General features: G+C 24.8%; 21 protein-coding genes and 1 tRNA gene. 1 reads left to right on the top strand and 21 read right to left on the bottom strand.

Annotated features, from left to right (window positions below; genetic code table 11):
- Window positions 1–4 precede the first annotated feature (4 nt).
- The 19 genes from AFAEC_RS02335 to AFAEC_RS02245 form a co-directional block, all read right to left on the bottom strand.
- Window positions 5–1,465: an MBOAT family O-acyltransferase gene (locus AFAEC_RS02335; protein WP_026806377.1), complete on the bottom strand. Its 1,461-nt coding sequence runs from the start codon at window positions 1,463–1,465 to the stop codon at window positions 5–7.
- Window positions 1,466–1,470: 5 nt separating this feature from the next.
- The gene (locus AFAEC_RS02330) at window positions 1,471–2,397 is read right to left on the bottom strand and encodes a glycosyltransferase family 2 protein (protein ID WP_026806378.1); all 927 of its coding nucleotides are present in this window, start codon (window positions 2,395–2,397) and stop codon (window positions 1,471–1,473) included.
- A 7-nt stretch (window positions 2,398–2,404) separates the two neighbouring features.
- Window positions 2,405–3,367: a glycosyltransferase family 2 protein gene (locus AFAEC_RS02325; RefSeq protein WP_051487617.1), complete on the bottom strand. Its 963-nt coding sequence runs from the start codon at window positions 3,365–3,367 to the stop codon at window positions 2,405–2,407.
- Window positions 3,360–4,250 carry an O-antigen ligase family protein gene (locus AFAEC_RS02320; protein WP_162148370.1) on the bottom strand — a complete coding sequence of 297 codons (891 nt, stop codon included), beginning with the start codon at window positions 4,248–4,250 and terminating at the stop codon, window positions 3,360–3,362. The genes AFAEC_RS02325 and AFAEC_RS02320 overlap by 8 nt, the downstream gene beginning before the upstream one ends.
- Window positions 4,251–4,620: 370 nt before the next feature.
- Window positions 4,621–5,466: a glycosyltransferase gene (locus tag AFAEC_RS02315; protein WP_034216668.1), complete on the bottom strand. Its 846-nt coding sequence runs from the start codon at window positions 5,464–5,466 to the stop codon at window positions 4,621–4,623.
- Window positions 5,456–6,487, bottom strand: coding sequence for a dTDP-glucose 4,6-dehydratase (gene rfbB, locus AFAEC_RS02310; RefSeq protein WP_026806381.1), 1,032 nt, complete (start codon window positions 6,485–6,487; stop codon window positions 5,456–5,458). Before rfbB ends, AFAEC_RS02315 begins: the two co-directional genes overlap by 11 nt.
- Window positions 6,477–7,364 (bottom strand): dTDP-4-dehydrorhamnose reductase, encoded by an 888-nt coding sequence (gene rfbD / locus AFAEC_RS02305; protein ID WP_026806382.1) that lies wholly within the window; start codon window positions 7,362–7,364, stop codon window positions 6,477–6,479. The genes rfbB and rfbD overlap by 11 nt, the downstream gene beginning before the upstream one ends.
- Complete coding sequence (gene rfbC, locus AFAEC_RS02300; RefSeq protein WP_026806383.1) at window positions 7,357–7,932, bottom strand: dTDP-4-dehydrorhamnose 3,5-epimerase; 576 nt, start codon at window positions 7,930–7,932, stop codon at window positions 7,357–7,359. The genes rfbD and rfbC overlap by 8 nt, the downstream gene beginning before the upstream one ends.
- Before the next feature lie 2 nt (window positions 7,933–7,934).
- On the bottom strand, window positions 7,935–8,825 hold the full coding sequence (gene rfbA / locus AFAEC_RS02295; protein ID WP_026806384.1) for a glucose-1-phosphate thymidylyltransferase RfbA: 891 nt from the start codon (window positions 8,823–8,825) through the stop codon (window positions 7,935–7,937).
- 37 nt (window positions 8,826–8,862) lie between these two features.
- The gene (locus AFAEC_RS02290; RefSeq protein ID WP_034216669.1) at window positions 8,863–9,867 is read right to left on the bottom strand and encodes a glycosyltransferase family 9 protein; all 1,005 of its coding nucleotides are present in this window, start codon (window positions 9,865–9,867) and stop codon (window positions 8,863–8,865) included.
- Window positions 9,868–9,882: 15 nt separating this feature from the next.
- A complete protein-coding gene (locus AFAEC_RS02285; RefSeq protein WP_026806386.1) occupies window positions 9,883–10,236 on the bottom strand; it encodes a diacylglycerol kinase in 354 nt (117 codons plus the stop codon).
- Window positions 10,226–11,011: an RIO1 family regulatory kinase/ATPase domain-containing protein gene (locus tag AFAEC_RS02280; protein ID WP_026806387.1), complete on the bottom strand. Its 786-nt coding sequence runs from the start codon at window positions 11,009–11,011 to the stop codon at window positions 10,226–10,228. The genes AFAEC_RS02285 and AFAEC_RS02280 overlap by 11 nt, the downstream gene beginning before the upstream one ends.
- Window positions 11,008–11,922 (bottom strand): LpxL/LpxP family acyltransferase, encoded by a 915-nt coding sequence (locus AFAEC_RS02275; RefSeq protein ID WP_026806388.1) that lies wholly within the window; start codon window positions 11,920–11,922, stop codon window positions 11,008–11,010. Before AFAEC_RS02275 ends, AFAEC_RS02280 begins: the two co-directional genes overlap by 4 nt.
- A complete protein-coding gene (gene waaC, locus AFAEC_RS02270) occupies window positions 11,915–12,919 on the bottom strand; it encodes a lipopolysaccharide heptosyltransferase I (protein ID WP_026806389.1) in 1,005 nt (334 codons plus the stop codon). The genes AFAEC_RS02275 and waaC overlap by 8 nt, the downstream gene beginning before the upstream one ends.
- Complete coding sequence (locus tag AFAEC_RS02265) at window positions 12,916–14,385, bottom strand: Ppx/GppA phosphatase family protein (RefSeq protein ID WP_026806390.1); 1,470 nt, start codon at window positions 14,383–14,385, stop codon at window positions 12,916–12,918. The genes waaC and AFAEC_RS02265 overlap by 4 nt, the downstream gene beginning before the upstream one ends.
- A 1-nt stretch (window position 14,386) precedes the next feature.
- Entirely contained in the window at window positions 14,387–14,641 is a 255-nt protein-coding gene (locus AFAEC_RS02260; RefSeq protein WP_024775455.1) for a YfhL family 4Fe-4S dicluster ferredoxin, read from the bottom strand.
- 38 nt (window positions 14,642–14,679) lie between these two features.
- Window positions 14,680–15,408 carry an inositol monophosphatase family protein gene (locus tag AFAEC_RS02255; protein WP_172658618.1) on the bottom strand — a complete coding sequence of 243 codons (729 nt, stop codon included), beginning with the start codon at window positions 15,406–15,408 and terminating at the stop codon, window positions 14,680–14,682.
- 2 nt (window positions 15,409–15,410) lie between these two features.
- Complete coding sequence (locus tag AFAEC_RS02250) at window positions 15,411–16,244, bottom strand: EI24 domain-containing protein (RefSeq protein ID WP_026806392.1); 834 nt, start codon at window positions 16,242–16,244, stop codon at window positions 15,411–15,413.
- Window positions 16,245–16,287: 43 nt separating this feature from the next.
- Entirely contained in the window at window positions 16,288–17,139 is an 852-nt protein-coding gene (locus AFAEC_RS02245; protein ID WP_267313854.1) for a radical SAM/SPASM domain-containing protein, read from the bottom strand.
- A 127-nt stretch (window positions 17,140–17,266) separates the two neighbouring features.
- Here AFAEC_RS02245 and AFAEC_RS02240 point away from each other — a divergent pair, with 127 nt between their 5' ends.
- Window positions 17,267–17,590 (top strand): hypothetical protein, encoded by a 324-nt coding sequence (locus AFAEC_RS02240; RefSeq protein WP_026806394.1) that lies wholly within the window; start codon window positions 17,267–17,269, stop codon window positions 17,588–17,590.
- Here the strand turns inward: AFAEC_RS02240 and AFAEC_RS02235 are convergent.
- The gene (locus AFAEC_RS02235; RefSeq protein ID WP_026806395.1) at window positions 17,587–18,309 is read right to left on the bottom strand and encodes a hypothetical protein; all 723 of its coding nucleotides are present in this window, start codon (window positions 18,307–18,309) and stop codon (window positions 17,587–17,589) included. The genes AFAEC_RS02240 and AFAEC_RS02235 overlap by 4 nt on opposite strands.
- Window positions 18,310–18,363: 54 nt before the next feature.
- A tRNA-Gln gene (locus AFAEC_RS02230) sits at window positions 18,364–18,438 on the bottom strand.
- Between the last annotated feature and the right edge of the window lie 8 nt (window positions 18,439–18,446).

The following is an 18,446-nucleotide window of genomic DNA, read 5'->3' as shown; positions in this document are numbered from 1 at the left end:
TGCCTTAAAAATTAAAATATAAAAATTCAGAGATTTTATTTAATTGGAAAATACAATATATTATAAAACTAAAAGATAAAAATAAATTAAAATAATTTGCTTTAAAATTAATCATATTTTCCATACTATTTTTAAAAGCAAGAACAATAATAAACCCAACAATGATAAACACTGTTGTATTACTTTTCCCTAATATATTATCATATACTTCTCCAAATCTAAAATATATCTCATTATATTGACTTAAGAATTTAAAATATTTCTCTGGTAATACTATATTATTCAAACTAAACATACTACTTAATACTTTCATTGCACTCTCAAAATCTTTTGCTCTAAAAAATATCCATGTTATATTTATAAAGTTAAATGTTATAAACCATGCTAAGATTTTATTCATTCTAAATCCTAAGCTTTGCCAAAACCTATGTATTGCTAATGCTATACCATGTAGCAATCCCCAAATTATAAATGTCCATCCTGCTCCATGCCATAGTCCACCTAATAAAAATGTTGTTATTAGATTTACATATGTTCTAATATTCCCTTTTCTATTTCCTCCAAGCGGTATATATAAATAATCTCTAAGAAATCTACTTAAAGTCATATGCCATCTTCTCCAAAAGTCTTGAATAGATAATGCTTTATATGGTGAATTAAAGTTAATAGGAAGTTTTATATTAAACATCAAACTTATACCTATTGCCATATCTGTATATCCTGAAAAATCAAAATATAATTGAAAAGTATATGATAAAGATGTTGCCCATGCTTCTATTAAATTCAATGTTGTTGCTGTATCAAATCCAGCATTTGCCCATACTGCAAATGTATCTGCTATTACTACTTTTTTAAATAATCCTATAGAAAATATAAAAAGTCCTAATGCTATATTTCTATAATTCTTTATATAGTTATATTTAGAAGCAAATTGTGGCATCATCTCTTTATGATGCAAAATTGGACCAGCTAGTAAATGTGGAAAATATGTTACAAAGAGCATATAGTTAAATATATTATACTCTTTAGCCTCTTTTTTATAAGCATCTACTAAAAATGCTATTTGGGTAAAAGTAAAAAAACTAATCCCTAAAGGAAGTATTATATGTGGTAGAGGAATATTTGTCTCAAATATCCCATTAAAGTTCTCTAAGAAAAAATCTGTATATTTAAAATATCCTAATAATCCTAGATTAAATACTATCCCAAAAGTAAGAATAGTTTTTGAAGATAATTTTCTTATTTTATCACTATTCACTAAACTTATCCCTACTCCGTAGTTCACAAATATTGATAATAATATTAATGGTAGATATATTATATTCCAATAGCTATAGAAAAATAAACTTGCTAATACTAACCATATCTTTGCACCTAAAACCATCCTTTTACTATTTAAGTAAAAGTAAACTATAAATACTATTGGTAAAAATGCAAATATAAATTCATAACTATTAAATAGCATCTTTCTTATTCCTCCACATCTCTTAGTTGTTGTAAATACCTTAAACTATTTTTCTTTGAAAATCCACCCATAAAAGATAAAAATATCTTTAAGCCATTCTTTTTCTTAAAAATTCTAAAAAATAATTTAATTAATAAAGAAAACTTTAGTAATATCTTACTACCTATAAAATAATACTTATCTAATAAATGATAATAAGATATATAAAATTCTCTCTCCATTTCAAAATTTTTAGAAGAACTTCCTCCTGATTTATGATAAATTTGAGCATTAGGTACAAAATATACTTTTTTACCAAAATCCCAAACTCTTTTACAAATATCTTCTTCTTCACAATACAAAAAAAAGACTGTATCAAATCCCCCTATTTGTTTAAAAATATTTGAGTCAAAAAACATACAAGAACCACTTATTACTTCAACTTGGGAGTTTATTTGAAGATTTATTTTATTACTAGGAAATTTATTTTTTGAAATAATCCTTTGAATACTATTTCCAAATAACTCTTTTATCAAATGTGGGAACTGCTTATATGATGAAGAGAATCCTCCTTTTTCATCAAGCACCTTCCCTGTTACTAATGCAACATCATTATTTTCTTCTAAAAAATCTTTTAAAATTTTTGCACTATTATTTAAAATTTTACAATCATTATTAATAAAAAAATAGTATTCCCCACTAGCACTATTAACTCCCAGCATATTGCCACTTGCAAAGCCACTATTAATCCTATTTTCTACTAATTTTATATCTTTTATTTCTTTTATAAACTCTTTTAAATTATTCAAATCTTCATACTTTGAAGCATTATCAACAATTATAATTTCATATTTTATATCTTTTGTTTGAATTAAAATACTATTAATTAATTCTATAGTAAAAGAAGAAGAGTTGTAGTTTATTGTAATAAATGAGATATCTATATTTTTCATTATTTACCTAAATTGAATAAAAAAATATTTTTAATAATTTATTTTTGAAATAATATCTTTTTATATATCTATCTCTTGTTTTTTCTCTTTTTATAGCAAATAATTCATTTTTATATTTTTTTAAATAATCTCTCATTTTAAGGTTAAAATAACCTTTATTATAATTTGAGTAATGTCCTATAAAAATATCTAAAATATTTTTCATATCTTCATCTATATTTTTTACTTTTGCAAATTCTTTACAATAATTTACTAAGTTTTCTGCATGAAGTAAATATGATTTTTCTTTCTTTTTTAATCTATCAGAAATTGTTTTATACTCTTTTTTTGAGTCTTTTGTAACTTGTTCACTATATCTTCTATAATATGTCATTGCCTCTTCTGTAAAAGTAATAGTACCAATTGTAGAAGCAATAAATGCTATCCAAATATCATGAAATGTAATTTTCTCTGGTATAGGTAAAATATACTTTATTAATTCTTTCTTAAACATTAAAGTATTCCCAGAAACACAGTTATAAAATATAAAAGCTTTATTACATTTTCCTTCTACTAAATTACCATTTGGTCTAATTAATTCTTTTCCTATCTCTTTTGAATATTGATCTATTAAAATGGCATCTGAATAAATTAATAAATTATCTCCTATATTTTTAATAAAAACTTCAATCTTATCCTTTTTCCAAATATCATCTTGATCTGCAAGAGCAATATAATCTCCATTACATAAACTAATAGCCTTTTCAAAATTTTTTACAAAACCAAGATTTTTATCATTTTGAAAGAATTTTACTCGATTATCTTTTTTTACATAATCTTCTAGTATTTTTATAGTATTATCATTTGAACCGTCATCAACAATAATTAATTCAAAATTTGTATAACTTTGAGATAAGATAGAATCTATTTGTTCTTGAATAAACCTTTCCCCATTATAACTACACATAGCAATAGATACTAAGTTATTCATTAATTTTCTCCTTTTTATTATTTGTGGTTGTATAAATAATTATAGATATAAAAATAGCACTCAATAACATCACTTCTTTTTGCCAAAAAAGTTCTGATGAAATACCACCAAATGATATAACAAAGAAAAATGAATATCTTATATAATTTATATACCCATCTTCTATTTTAAGTGTGAATAGATAATACCAAAGAATTAAGAATATTATTATTCCTACAAAACCTGTTCCAGCAAGTAGCGCAATATAAGTATTGTGTAAATGCCCAAATGTTCCTTCCATGAAAGTACCAATTTTTTTAATTTGTATATCTTGAATTATTCTATCTTTTTCACAATATCCCATTCCATAGAATAGATTAAATCTTTCATCTTTTATAATATCTGGAATAATAATATAAGAAGTCAATCTAATGCCAAAACTTGTATTATAATCTTTATTTTCAATCAATTTAATAATATCTGAATAGCCTTGTTGTAATCTTGTATTAGTATTTGAACTAAAATTAAATGCAAGAATAAATACAGAAAATATAGTTACAAAGCTTAACATTATATATTTTATATTATGTCTAAAATATATTATTATTAAAAATATTATGGTCATTAATAAAGTAAATTGTCCTGTCCTTCCGGTAGTTATAAACAAATTTATCGTCATTGTAGTAATAAATAAAGATAATAATACTTTTAAAAATTTACTATTTATAGTAAAAATAGAAAACAAAGAGACAATAATAGTAAATGACAAAAATAATGTATATTCAATATGAGATGTCAAAAAAGGAACAGGATTAAACTTATTTCCTACAATATTAAATCCTAAAAAACTATTTTGTATTAACTCAAAATATATTCCATATGATATTAATTCATTTATAAACATACCAGCTAAAAAAGCACTTATAATGTATTTTATATGCTCTTTTTTTATTGTTGTAATAATGATTAGTATAGGTAATAAAAAATATTTAATAAAATTATCATAATTATAATAATTTGTTGTTGGTATTATTATAACAGTGAATGTTATCCATAAAAAAAATATTATTATAAATAGAAATATTTTATTGTTTTTAAGATAAAAAAAAATATTTTTAAAATTTAAACTAATTAACCAAATATAAAACATATTATTTACAAGGTACTTTCCAACCACGGGATGAAAAGATACGAAGAAAGAAAAGCACAAAATAAATAATATCAACAATTTATCTGCAAAACTACTTATTTTAGAATATTCAATATTTTTTATATTAATTATCATTTATTTTTTTAATTCCATTTTCACAAAAAAATTTATTTTGTGCATGATTTTTCCATAAAATTGCATTATTTATCTCACCTTGAGTATTATTAAATCTCTTTTTATGATATAAATGTACTAAATTTGCATTATGCCTACAGGATTTAAGTTCTATTCCTAATCCTCTAAACCTCCAGCCTAAATCAACATCTTCACCAATAGAAGGTAAAGTATATGTTTCATCAAAGCCATTTATAGCTAATATGTCTTCTTTAAAAACTGACCAATTACAGCCTATAATATAATTTACATCTCTTTTCATAAAAGGAGCCCAAAATGATTTATATGATATATGTAAAATATCTTCTAAATGTCTAGTTTTATCTTTAATAAGCTGAGGAGCATAAGACCAATAATTTTTAGTTAATTTTGAAACAGATAATCTTCTAGAGCGAATTTGATTTGTAATATTTTCACCTAACTCTACTCTTTTACCAGATAAAACTATCTTTTTTTCAGCTTGCATTACATGATTTTCAATAAAATTATCAAAAGGTACACAATCTCCATCTATAAATATTAAATATTCATATTTTGAAGCAAGAATTGCTCTATTTAATGCCCTATTTTTTCTCCATCCAATATCTTCTTGAAAAAGATGAGTAATATCAAGGTCTTTATATTTATCTTTTGCAATATTTATATAATCTCTCATCTCTTCACTTTGACAATCTTCTGAAATTATTACTTCATTAGGTATAATTGTTTGATTTGATAAGGATTCTAAAATTAAATCTAAACTATCAGTATCTTTATAAACAGATATTATTATTGAACATTTTGGATTATTTTGCATTATACTTCCCTAAATACCAATTAATAGTTTTAACTATACCTGTATCAAAGTTCTCATCTGCTTTCCATCCAAGTTCATTTTCAAGCTTTGTTGCATCTATTGCATATCTTCTATCATGCCCTGCTCTATCTTCTACAAAAGTGATTAACTTCTTATATGAACTCTCTTTTGGAACTTCTTGGTCTAAAATAGTACAAATTCTATCTACTATTTGTAGATTTGTTCTTTCATTTCTTCCACCAATATTATATGTCTCACCTTTTTTACCTTTATGATAAACAAGATCTATTCCTTTACAATGATCAAGTACATATAACCAATCTCTTATATTTTTACCATCTCCATATATTGGTATTGGATTTCCTAAAAGAGCATTTCTAATAATTGTTGGAATTAATTTTTCATCATGTTGTTTTGGTCCATAATTATTTGAACAATTTGTAATAACTGTATTTAATCCAAATGTCTCATGATAAGCTCTTATTATCATATCAGATGAAGCTTTTGATGCACTGTAAGGTGAATTTGGAGCATAAGGAGTTATTTCAGTAAACAAATCATTTGGGTGAAGACTAAGCGTTCCATATACTTCATCTGTCGAAATATGATGAAATCTACAATCTTGATAATTTGATTTATAAACAAACGGTTTTTCCATCCAATATTTTTTTGCAACATCAACCAAAGTATATGTTCCATTTACATTTGTTTGTACAAATACTCCAGGATTTTTAATAGAGTTATCCACATGAGATTCAGCTGCAAAATGAATAACTCCTCTTATATCAAATTCACTAAATATAAACTCTACAAGTTCTCTATTACAAATATCACCTTTTATAAATTTATATCTTGGATTATTTTCACACTCTTTTAGATTTTCTAAATTTCCTGCATAAGTTAAAAGGTCTAAATTTATAAGATTATAGTTAGGATATTTTTCTAAAAAATATGGAACAAAATTTGAACCTATAAATCCCGCACATCCTGTTACTAATATTGTTTTTGAGTTATTCAACACTATTTATTTCTCCTAATCTTTTTAAACAATCATCTAAACCATCTTTCCAATATGGAATTTCAATATTAAACATTTCTTTTATTTTTGCTTTATTTAACACAGAAAAATGTGGTCGTTTTGCTGGTGTTGGATACTGAAAAGTCTCTATTGGATTTATTTTACAAGATAATTTAGCCATTTTTATTATCTCTTTTGCAAAATCATACCAAGAAAGAACTCCTTCATTTGAATAATTATAAATATCTACTTTTTCATTATCTATCTGTGGAATAATATCAAGTATAGTTTTAGCTAAATGTACAGCATAAGTCGGAGTCCCTACTTGGTCAAAAATTACTCCTAGAGACTCTTTTTCTTTTCCTAAACGAAGCATCGTTTTTACAAAATTATTTCCATAATAAGAATAAACCCAAGAAGTTCTTATAATTAAAGAATTTTTTGGATTTATATTTATAAATTCAAGTTCACCCTCTAACTTTGTTTTACCATATACACTTTGTGGGTTTGTTTGAAACTCTTCACAATATGGTTTAAAGTTTTTACCATCAAATACATAGTCTGTTGAGATATGAATTAGTTTTATATTTAGTTCTTTAGAAACAAGAGCAAGTTTTTTTACAGCTTTTCTATTTACTAAGTCTGCATTTTCTATATCAGTTTCAGCTTTATCAACTGCAGTATAAGCTGCACAATTTATAATTACATTTATACTATTTATTTGACAAAAGTTTTTAATACTCTCTTTATTTGTTATATCAATATCATCTCTAGTTATAAAAAAGAAGTTATAAGAGTAATTTGAAGACAACTCTTTTATTTCATTTCCCAGTTGTCCCTTTGAACCAGTAACTAAGATATTAAAAGTATTATTAAGCATAATAATCTACTCCATATTCAAACAAATCATTTGTTTGATTTAATTTTGGTTGTTCTGTATCTTTAGTTGATAAATTTAATTCTTCTTTTTTTAAAATCCAATCTATATTTAGTTCCTTATCATCAAAGGCAATTCCTCTATCACACTCTGGACTATAGTAGTTATCTACTTTATATGCAAATATTGTATCATCTTTAAGTACTACAAATCCATGTGCAAATCCTCTTGGAACTAATAATTGCTTTTTATTTTCATCACTTAAAAGAACTGCAACATGTTGTCCAAAAGTTGGAGAATTCTTTCTTATATCAACTGCAACATCAAGTACTTTCCCTTTTATTACTCTTACTAATTTTGTTTGAGAGAATGGTGGAAGTTGATAGTGAAGTCCTCTTAAAACTCCTTTAGAACTTTTTGATTCATTATCTTGGCAAAATTTTATCTTATATCCTAGAAATTCTTCAAGTTTATCTGCACGAAAAGTTTCTACAAAATATCCTCTATTATCTCCATGAATTTTTGGTTCAATAATTACAACTTCTGGAATTTGCGTTTTAGTAAATATCATAATTATTTCATCCTTCTTGGTTGATTTGCTCTAGAAATTAAGTATTGTCCATATTGATTCTTTTTCAAAGGTTCTGCTAGTTCTAAAAGTTTTTCTTTTGTTATATATCCCATCTCATAAGCTATCTCTTCAAGGCATGCAACTTTTAGACTTTGTCTATTTTCAATTGTTTGAATAAAAGAACTTGCTTCCAACAAACTTTCATGAGTTCCTGTATCAAGCCAAGCATATCCTCTTCCCATAAGTTCTACTTTTAATCTATTTTCATTTAAATAATCTTGATTTAAAGTTGTGATTTCTAGTTCACCACGATTACTTGGTTTTACATTTTTAGCTTTTTTTACTACATCATTTGGATAAAAATACAGTCCTACAACAGCATAGTTTGATTTTGGCTCTTTTGGTTTTTCTTCTATACTTATTACATCACCATTTTCATTAAATTCTGCTACTCCATATCTTTGTGGATCACTTACATAGTAACCAAATACAGTTGCTTTATTTTCATCTTTAATATTTCTTATACTTTTAGCTAATAACTCTGTTAATCCATGTCCATAAAAGATATTATCTCCAAGTACTAGACAAGCATCATCACCATCTAGAAATTTTTCACCTAAGATAAATGCTTGGGCTAAACCATCTGGGCTTGGTTGAACTACATATTCAAATCTCATACCTAAATCTTTCCCATCTCCTAAAAGGTTTATAAAGCTTGATTGATCTTGTGGGGTTGTAATAATAAGCACTTCTTTAATTCCTGCTAACATTAAAACTGACAAAGGATAATAAATCATTGGTTTATCATAAATTGGAACTAATTGTTTACTTACTCCTTTTGTGATTGGGTACAATCTTGTTCCACTCCCTCCTGCTAGTATTATCCCTTTCATCTGCTCACCTCTTATTATTGGATATTTTAATATTTTACTATATATTAGATAAAATCTTATTTATAACCATTTTAGGGCTTATATTCTTCATACAAATATTATCTTTACATTTTTTCATAATTTCTGTCTTATAACAAGGAGAACAATCTAATTTTAAAGAAATTGGATAAACTTTATTATATGGTGTAGAATAAGGAGAATCTGTAATAGTATTATTTGGTCCCATTAGAACAATTACTGGTGTATTTGTTGCTGCACTAATATGTCCAACAGCTGAATCAGTACATATTACAATTTTTGCATATTTTATAACCGTATTTAATTCTGATATATTCGTTTTTCCAACTAAATCAACAACATTTTTAGGATAAGGTTTTAATAAATTAAAAAAATTATCTTCACTTTTTGCACCTAAGACTACTATTAAAATCTTTTTTGATAAATAATTGATTAATTCAATCCAATAACTATTTTCCCAAGCTCTATAATTTATCCCTCTTCTATTAACATGAGAATTACTAGGAGCAATTACTATATATTCATCTTCTAAATTAAACTTTCCTTGAATATCTTTAAAGTCTAATATAGAAACTTTAGGGTAAGACCTTTCTAGATTATATGTTGAAACAATAGATTTATAAAAATATTTTTGTTGTTCACCACGATTTAATTCAAAAGGAATATCAATATTTTCATTAAACCAACCAACTTTCTTATTCGCTACAATTTTTTTAACTAGACTTTGAAATGGCTTTCCCATTTCAAAATTTATTAAAATATCATAAGGCTCTTTTTTTGAATAATTGATAATAGCTTTTTTTTGAGAGCTAAAAAATATCGGGATTTTTTTATGTTTTAAATGAAAAACTTTATTAATTCTCTTATCACTTTCAAAAAGTTTTGAAGAACCAGGAGTTGATAAATAATCAATTATTATATCTTCTCCATATTCAAATCTTAAAGCCTCTATTACAGAAGTCGAATAAACTAAATCACCCAATGCTCCACATCTTATAATTAATATTTTTTTAATACTTTTCATGCTTGTTATCTACCTTTAATTAAATAGAATCCAAACCCAACAAACAATATGCAATCCAATAGAAAACATAACAGCAGTTGAGCCTATATCTTTTGCATTTTTTGCTAGTGGGTGTATCTCTTTTGTACATAAATCAACTACATTTTCAATAGCTGAATTTATAAGTTCAACAATCAAAACTAAAATACCAGTTATCAGAAGTATTAGTTTATTTGTCAAACTTGTATCTATATATAAAATTCCTATGATTATAAAAACTGCACAAAAAAGCTCAAGTTTAAAAGAGCTTTCTGTTTTTATAGCAGTTATTAAACCATCAAGAGCATATTTCCAATTTTTCAGAAAACTATATTTTGGTTTATTTTGCATTTTTATCCATTCTATTTAAAATCTCTATTAGATCTAAGAAGTAGATTACATCACTTCCTAATCTCTTTTTAATAAACTCTTTTTTAGAAAGCCAAACAAAAAAAATAAATCTTTTTGCAAAATTCTTAAGATTAATTATAAACTCTTTATTGTTTGAAACTTCTAAATATTTATCTATTATATAGCTATAATTTACTTTAAATTCAACTCCTTTTATCTTTGTAAAAGACAAAATAAAAAGTAAAAAATCCCTATATTGTAAAGTTTTTATATCTATATTTTTATCAAAACTCTCTTCAAAATCTATTACAAAAACTTTCTCTTCTTTATATGTAAAATTTCTTATTTGACTTCCACCATGAAAAAGTCCCAAATTATGAATTTTTGCCAACTCTTGTAAAACTAAATCCACATAAAAGTAGAATTTCTTTTCACTTATATTTTTATTTCTTAGAATTGCATTTATATTCTCTCCACTATCTTCTAGTACAAAAAAATCTTCATTTTTATAACTAACTTTTGGAACATTTATACCTAAAGTCTCAAATCTTTTAAGCTTAGAACTTTCAAATTCTAAAGCTTCTTTAGAAGTTTTATATAATGAAGGAATTAATAATTCAAATGGGAAAAACTTATGAAAAAATGTTTGGATTTTATTTGGTTTTGTCTCTCTTGCTTTTTTTATCCAATACTGTTTTTCTTCAAAAATAAAAGGAAAAATCTCTTTATTCGAACTTTCGAACTCTTTTTTTGCTAGTTCTTCAAAACTACTCAACTTAGCTTCTTTTTATAAATATCATTATTAAAGGCTTTAAATCTTTTATGTTGCCAAAGCCAAAAATCTGGTTTATCAAAAATTTGCTTTGAAACAATATCATTTTGAATTTGAGTTAGCTCTTTTATCTTATCATCAGTTTTAAACTCAAAAGTTCTTACATCTATAGGCTCTTTTACCTCGATAGTCCAATCTCTAAAACCATTATTAACTGTAAATATAGGAATAATTATCGCATCAAATTTTAAAGCCATTCTAGCAGTTGAATCTGTTGCTAACTCTTTTTGCCCCAAAAATTGAACTTCCACTCCACTTCCAATATGTTGATCAATTACAACAGCAATACTTTTATTATCTTTAAAAGCTTGAATCATACCTTTTGCAGCACTTTGTTTTTCAAGCATAGTAATAAGATTTTTACTTCTAGCTTTTGCATATTTTTCTTGAATATGTGGATTATCCATCTTTCTATTTACAACTGCAATTTCTCCAAACATCAAAGCAATATAAGGTAAAGTTATCTCCCAACCTCCATAATGAGCAGTTACATATATAATTTTTCTATTATCCTTAAAAGCCTTTTCTATTATCTCTTTATTTAAAATATTTGCTTTTTTTAACATATTTTCTTTTGTAATATTCTGATTTTCTATAAACTCATACATATTAAAAACCAAAGATTTATAAGAGCTATAGATAATCTGCTCTTTTCTCTCTTCACTTATACTATTTTTATAAACTAAATCCAGATTTGCTTTGGCAATTTTTTTATGTTTCTTATTAAATTTATAAGCAAAAAATGCCATAAATTGCAATACTCTTTTCATTAAAAAATTTGGAGTAATTAAAAATAAAAACATAAAAGTGTTATATAAAAAAAGTCTAAAATAATCTTTAATTTTTCTATACATCTAAAAGTTCCTTTGCCATTTTTACTATCTCATTTTCATCTATATCTTGAATTGAAAAATCATTTTTATCTAGTTTATAAGGATTTACATCACTTGCTGATTTTATAGTTTTATTTAACTTTGTTACATAAGTATTTCTATATGCTGGAGTATTTCCAAAAAGTGTAATAGAAGGAATATTTAAAGCCCAAGCCATATGAGTAGGACCAGTATCATTTCCTATTACTAAATCAACTTTAGAAATCAACGCTTTTAAACTATTTAAATCTAATTTTGGTAGAGCTAAAGCTTTTGAATTTTGTGTAATAAAATCTGCTATAGCTTTTTCTTTCTCATTTCCCCAAGCAATTAAAAAATTTCCATCTAAACTAGAAACTATTTTAGCAAACTTCTCTTTAGAATACATCTTACTATCCCAACTAGCACCAACTACAAGTAAGATATTCTTTTTATCTTCTTGTAAATAATCATAAATTCTTTTATCTTCATCTTTATAAAATAAAAATGGTTTTTTATTTAAAATATCCTCTTTTTTTATTTCAAAATTTAAAGCTTCTCCAAATAAATAACAGTTTCTATCTATTACATTTTGACTATACTCTATACCTACTTTTTTTGAATAAAAAAAACTAGCTATACCTTCTCTTGTTGATTTTCTACAAAATCCAGTAATATTTTTACCTAAAACTCTTGCAACTAAGCTAGATTTTATAAGCCCTTGTGCATCTATAATTAAATCATATTTCTCTTTTTTAAAACTTCTTACAAAGCTTAATTGTTTAAAAATATTTTTTTTTGATTTTTTTATAGATTTTAGATTTAATTTTATTATTTTATTTATATTTGGATTATTTTCTAAAACAGAACTAAATACCTCTTCTACAAACCAATCTATAAGTAAATTTGGATAAGCTTTTTTAATAAATTCTAAAACTACCATAGAGTGAATAATATCACCCATAGCCGATAGCTTAATAATAGCTATCTTTTGCACTATAAAATCTCTATAAATAGTTTTTGTGGTAATTCTAGCTTTTCAATGTAAGACTTCACTAAAAATGATTTATTTGGCAAATTTAGTTGTAATATATTTTTATCCAAAAAGTACTCTACTTTTGGGCAACTAAAATCTATATTTATTGCTAAATTTAGTGCTTGCATAAATGCCAACCATTGCATAGTTTCAAGATTTGGTAAAAGTTCTTTATACTCTTCTAAATCTTTCTCTTTTGGTAAAGATTTTTTTGATAATTTTAAAATATGTGCTACAACAACCCTTGAAGAGTGTAAAAAATCATAATTTAAACCATTTAATATAAACTCAAAAGCATTATCATTTAACTTATAAAAATTAAGTGTTGTACCAATAGAGTGAAGTTTTGAAGCAACTACTAAAAGAGTAGCAAATTTATCATCAAGATTGTGAAGAGGTTTTAATTTTTCAAAAATCTCTCTAGCATTTTTTCCTAAATAAGCACTTTGTTTTGGGCAAATTTGAAACCTATCAAGTAAAGATCTAACACTTACATTAAAATTTGCTGGAAATTTATGATTTTGTGTTCTTAATAAATCAGTTAAATAAACACCTTCTCTCACTCCAACTCCAGAAGTTACAACAGTCTTTATTTTTAATTCATCAAGAATTGTTTTAAATATAAAAGTTCCTTCTTTTATAGTATCAAACCTATCTTTTTTTACTCCAAGAACTTCTAAATCTTCAACAGTTCTTGTATTTAGAATATCTAAAAATAAATTTTGTTCATCTTTTACACTATATGTAAAACCATGAATTGCATCTAGGGGATAGAGATTTTTTTGCATTATTAATTTCGATAAAAATCTAATACTTCCTCCAATTCCTACAACCTTTGAAGGAATCTCAACTCCTAAATTAAAAACCTTTTTTAAATTCTCTAAAATATAATTTTTTGCACCATCAAGATTATCTTTGTTAAAATATAACTCTTTTAATCTTACAGTTCCAATATCTAGTGAAATCGATTTTGTTATTTTTCCATCTTTTACAAAACAAAACTCTGTACTTCCACCACCTATATCAACTGTTACAAAATTATCATCATGAAGCAAATTTGAAGTAGCAACTCCACCAAAATATGCCTCTTTTTCACCTTCAATAACTTTTATATTCAAACCTAAATTTTTCTTAACTCTATTCAAAAAAACTTTAGAATTTGGAGCATCTCTTAAAGCTGAAGTTGCAACACATAAAATTTTTCTTGATTTTAAAGCATTTGAGATATTTAAAAAAGATTTTAAAGCTTCATAAGCTCTTTGCATAGGAAGTTCTTGAAGATTTCCACCATTTTCGTAGCAACCTTCAGAAATTTTCACCTTACTTTTGGTCTCATTTATAAGACTAAATGCAAACCTACTACTCTTTTCTAAAACAACCATTCTCATTGAGTTTGACCCAATATCGATGATTGTTGTAATTTTTGACATATTAATTTTCTTCTTCCATTAGTTGTTCATACTTGAATTTTAGTTCCTCTAATGTCTCTTCATTATCTGGATCCAAAATAATACAATCCACTGGACAAACTTCTACACATTGTGGTTCTTCATAATGTCCCACACACTCCGTACAGCGATCAGGATCAATTACATATATTGGATCACCCTCTTCAATAGCATAGTTTGGGCACTCTTCTCTACAGGCATCACATGCTATACATTCATCCATAATTATTAAAGCCATATATTTTCCTAGTATAATTTATTATCTTGGAGTTATACCTAAAATTGATTAATATTTTCTTTAAAATAATCAAACGTATCTTTATATTTTGTTATAAAAATCAGATTTTCATTCTTATAAATATATAAATCTCCACTTATAAATAAAGCAGCTTCTATATCAAAAACTCTTAAATCACCAATAAATAGTACAAATAAAGCATCTCTTGCATTTGCTAAAGAAAGAGCTGTCGCTCCTAAAACTCTAAATTTAAAATTTTTATCATCTAAGATTTTACAAATATTTGGATATTTATAACCTCTTTCAAAAATAGCAACTTTTGAGCTATGATTTTCTATTTTGTTAAACTCTTTTTTGCTTTCTAAACAAAAATATCTAATATCTTCACTTAATATCCTATAAACAACCGTTTTACTAGCTAAATTTGCTACAAATCCAGCAATAGTAATATCATCTTTTTTAACAGCAACCGATGTACCAAAATATGGAATATTTGAGAAAAAATTATTACTTCCATCAAGTGGGTCAATTATAAATGTAATATCTTTTTGATTATCTATATATCCACACTCTTCACTAAAAATATTTCCAAAATCTTTTAAATTTTCAATAAATATCTCTTCCAAAATAGCATCAATTTTAAGTGTTTTATCACCACCAAAGCCTATTTTATTTGTATATAAAAAATCATTTTTTTTCAAACTATTTTTTATATAACCCAAAATTTCTATATTTGATTTTATTATTGCATTTTTAATATTTTCCAAAATTATAAACTCTCTTTATGCTCTATTTTATTTAACTCAATATCTTCATCTATATCTTTACTCTTTATTAGTGAAATCTTCTCAAGTTCTATGAAATAAGCATGAGATAGATAAATTGTATAAAAAACTGCTACAAAAAGAGTAATAAACGGTATTGTAGAGATAAAATACAAAAAAAGAGTTCTCATTCTAAAAGAGCTTCCATTTTTTGAATATATCTGCTTATACTCTTGCTTACTTAAAATTGTAGAAGATACATCATAATTTAAAAGTTTATGAAAAAAATAGTACAAAGGTAGATAAAAAGCTATTATATTTATCAATGGCACAAAATATAACGGTACTAGCAAAACATACAAAAATATCATTACAAAAAGAGCTTTTAAAAATACCCAAAATGCTCCCAAAATAGTTCCATAAGGTTTTAAATCTAAATTCTTATAATGCACCTTTTCCAAATAATTTACAACAAAAGGAGTTAAAAGACCAATTACCAATAAAGTTATTATAACACTTAAATGAAAAATAAAAATTGCCCCAACTGTATAAAATAAAGTTGCAGCTAACCATGAAGTAATTGAGTATTTAAATAAAAAAACAGTTAAATATGTAAGCCAAACAAAATAAAATGGTGCTTTATCATCAATTACAACCTCACCTGTTGCTTGTGAAGTTTCAGCAACAGTTCTTAAAGCTTCTATTCCATAGCTTGCCATTCCAAAAAATATCATATACATTAGTAACATTGTTACAAGAAGTGGAATTAAAGCTAGTTTTAGCATTGATGAACTAAAAAAATCTCTTACACTTCTTCTTAAAATCTCTATTTCATTCATTTTTCATCTTTTTTTCAAATTTTATTATTCTACCTATAAACAATTAAAAATCAAACCTTGTTCTATATTCACACTTTTGGCAAAGTTCCTCTACTAAAATAGAATTTTTAAACCCTTTTATCATATTTTTCGCTCTATTAGTTTGCAAAATATCTTTTACAGTTGATTGATGAATATTTCCTAAATTTATATTTGCATCCAAATCCAAACAACAAGGAACTACAGTTCCATTTGATAAAATCCCAAAATGTGAAGTTAAACCATAACAAAAACCTTTTTGACTTACAATCTCATTTTTAAGGTTTGGCCAAACAAAATATTCATCAAAATTTATAAAAATTTTTCTATCAACTCTTATATTTTTTGGTTTATTTTTATAAATCTCATCTATATATAAATTTGAACCAAAAAAAATATTTATTTTATCAAAAACTTTTTTATTAAATTCAAATGCTGTTTTTTCTTCATCTAAATTCCAAATTCTAAAATTTATAAAATATTCATGTTTCTCTTCTTGTGCAAACTTTACAAACTCTAAAATTGGCTCTAAATACTCTTCAAAGCTCTTTTTATGTGAATTTGCATTATATGAATTTAAAGAAAAATTTATCTGTTTTATAGAAGAATTTATCAAAGCTTTATAGTGCTTTTGACTAATATTATTTGCTGTTGTTGTAATATTTACTTTTAAATTATGTTTTAAACTAATATCTAAATACTCTTCTAAATTTCCTAAAACAAGTGGGTCTCCAACTATATGGTAAGCTAATTCTTTTGTAAACTCTTTTAATTGAGCATTTAATATATCAAAAGTGCTTAAATCCATAATTTTGTTTGGAAATAGTTTTGGTGGGCAAAATGTACATTTTAAATTACAAATATTAGTAAGTTCTATATGTACTTTTTTAAACTTTTTTATAATATTTCCTTGATTTTTTTTGTGATTGTAACCAATAATTACAAAATAATCGATTACTAAAAGTAGTTTAAATATAATTTGAAAAAAATTAGAAGGTTTATTAATGGAAATGATCTTAAATGAAGATGATATGGTTGTTGGTGCTAGATTTGAAAATGGAACAATTCAAGATTATATAGATAAAAATAATAACTATGGTCTTTTAAGAGTTGAAGATACAACTTGCAATTGGTTTTTATTTAATAAAGTTGAAAGTGAAGATGAAATACAAAAACTATATGAAGAAGTTACAAAAAAAGAGCACTTCATTCAAAATGATTTTGGAGAAGAGATTGTAATTTTTAATAAAAATGGAGATATATCTTTTGAAGAGTTAGCAAAAAAAATAGATGAGTATTTAGGCGACGAATTAGGAAATTTCATCTAATTCATAAATAATTTTTTATAAATATTATCAAAATTTTGGATAGGCTTTGGATTAAACTCCTCTTCTTTTTCCAAACTCCAAAATAGATGTTTATTTCTAAATCTATCAATACTTGGTTTAAAACTTATATTATAAGCTGTAGCAATTACAATATTATTTAATTTATCTCTAAATAAAAACTCCTCTTTAGAATAAATTGTTGAAAAAAAGCTCTTTATCTCTTTCTTTGTAACTTCGAATCTTGGTTTTTCATCTAAAATTCTATTATTTCCGTTTAAATATACTCTTTCAATATCAAAAGTGTGTCGATTAAATCGTGTAGAATAAGTGCTTATATCTATAAATTTATCAATATATTTTTCGTGTACTTTAGAAATATCATATCTATCATCTAAATTTAACATTCCAGAATTTCTTAAAGGATAAACATAAATCTCTTTTAAATCTAAACTATCAATTTTCCCATTTAAATTTTTTTGTGCTTTTATTAATATTTTACTATCCATTTTAAATAATATATGATAAGTTCTAACTACATATTTTAAAAATATATCTCCATAAAATAAGCTACTAATTAAACTTAAAGTTATAAAAAATATTAAAAAACTTCTAAAAAGTTTTGCAAAAATAAAACTAATAAAAAAACAAAATGAGATTAATGAAATATTTGAAAAGACAAACAGTAATTTTTCTGGTAAAACTAACTCAAATGTTGGCATATAACTACTTTATTAAGAAATTATTTTGTAATAGAAGATTGTTTTTTGATTTTGTGGATGGGGTAGAAGGATTCGAACCTTCGAGTGACGGTACCAAAAACCGTTGCCTTACCGCTTGGCGATACCCCAGAAGGATT

This window comes from Aliarcobacter faecis (assembly GCF_013201705.1).
GTDB lineage: Bacteria > Campylobacterota > Campylobacteria > Campylobacterales > Arcobacteraceae > Aliarcobacter > Aliarcobacter faecis.
Note: the sequence above shows the minus strand (reverse complement) of the source record. Positions and strands in the feature narration are given on the sequence as shown.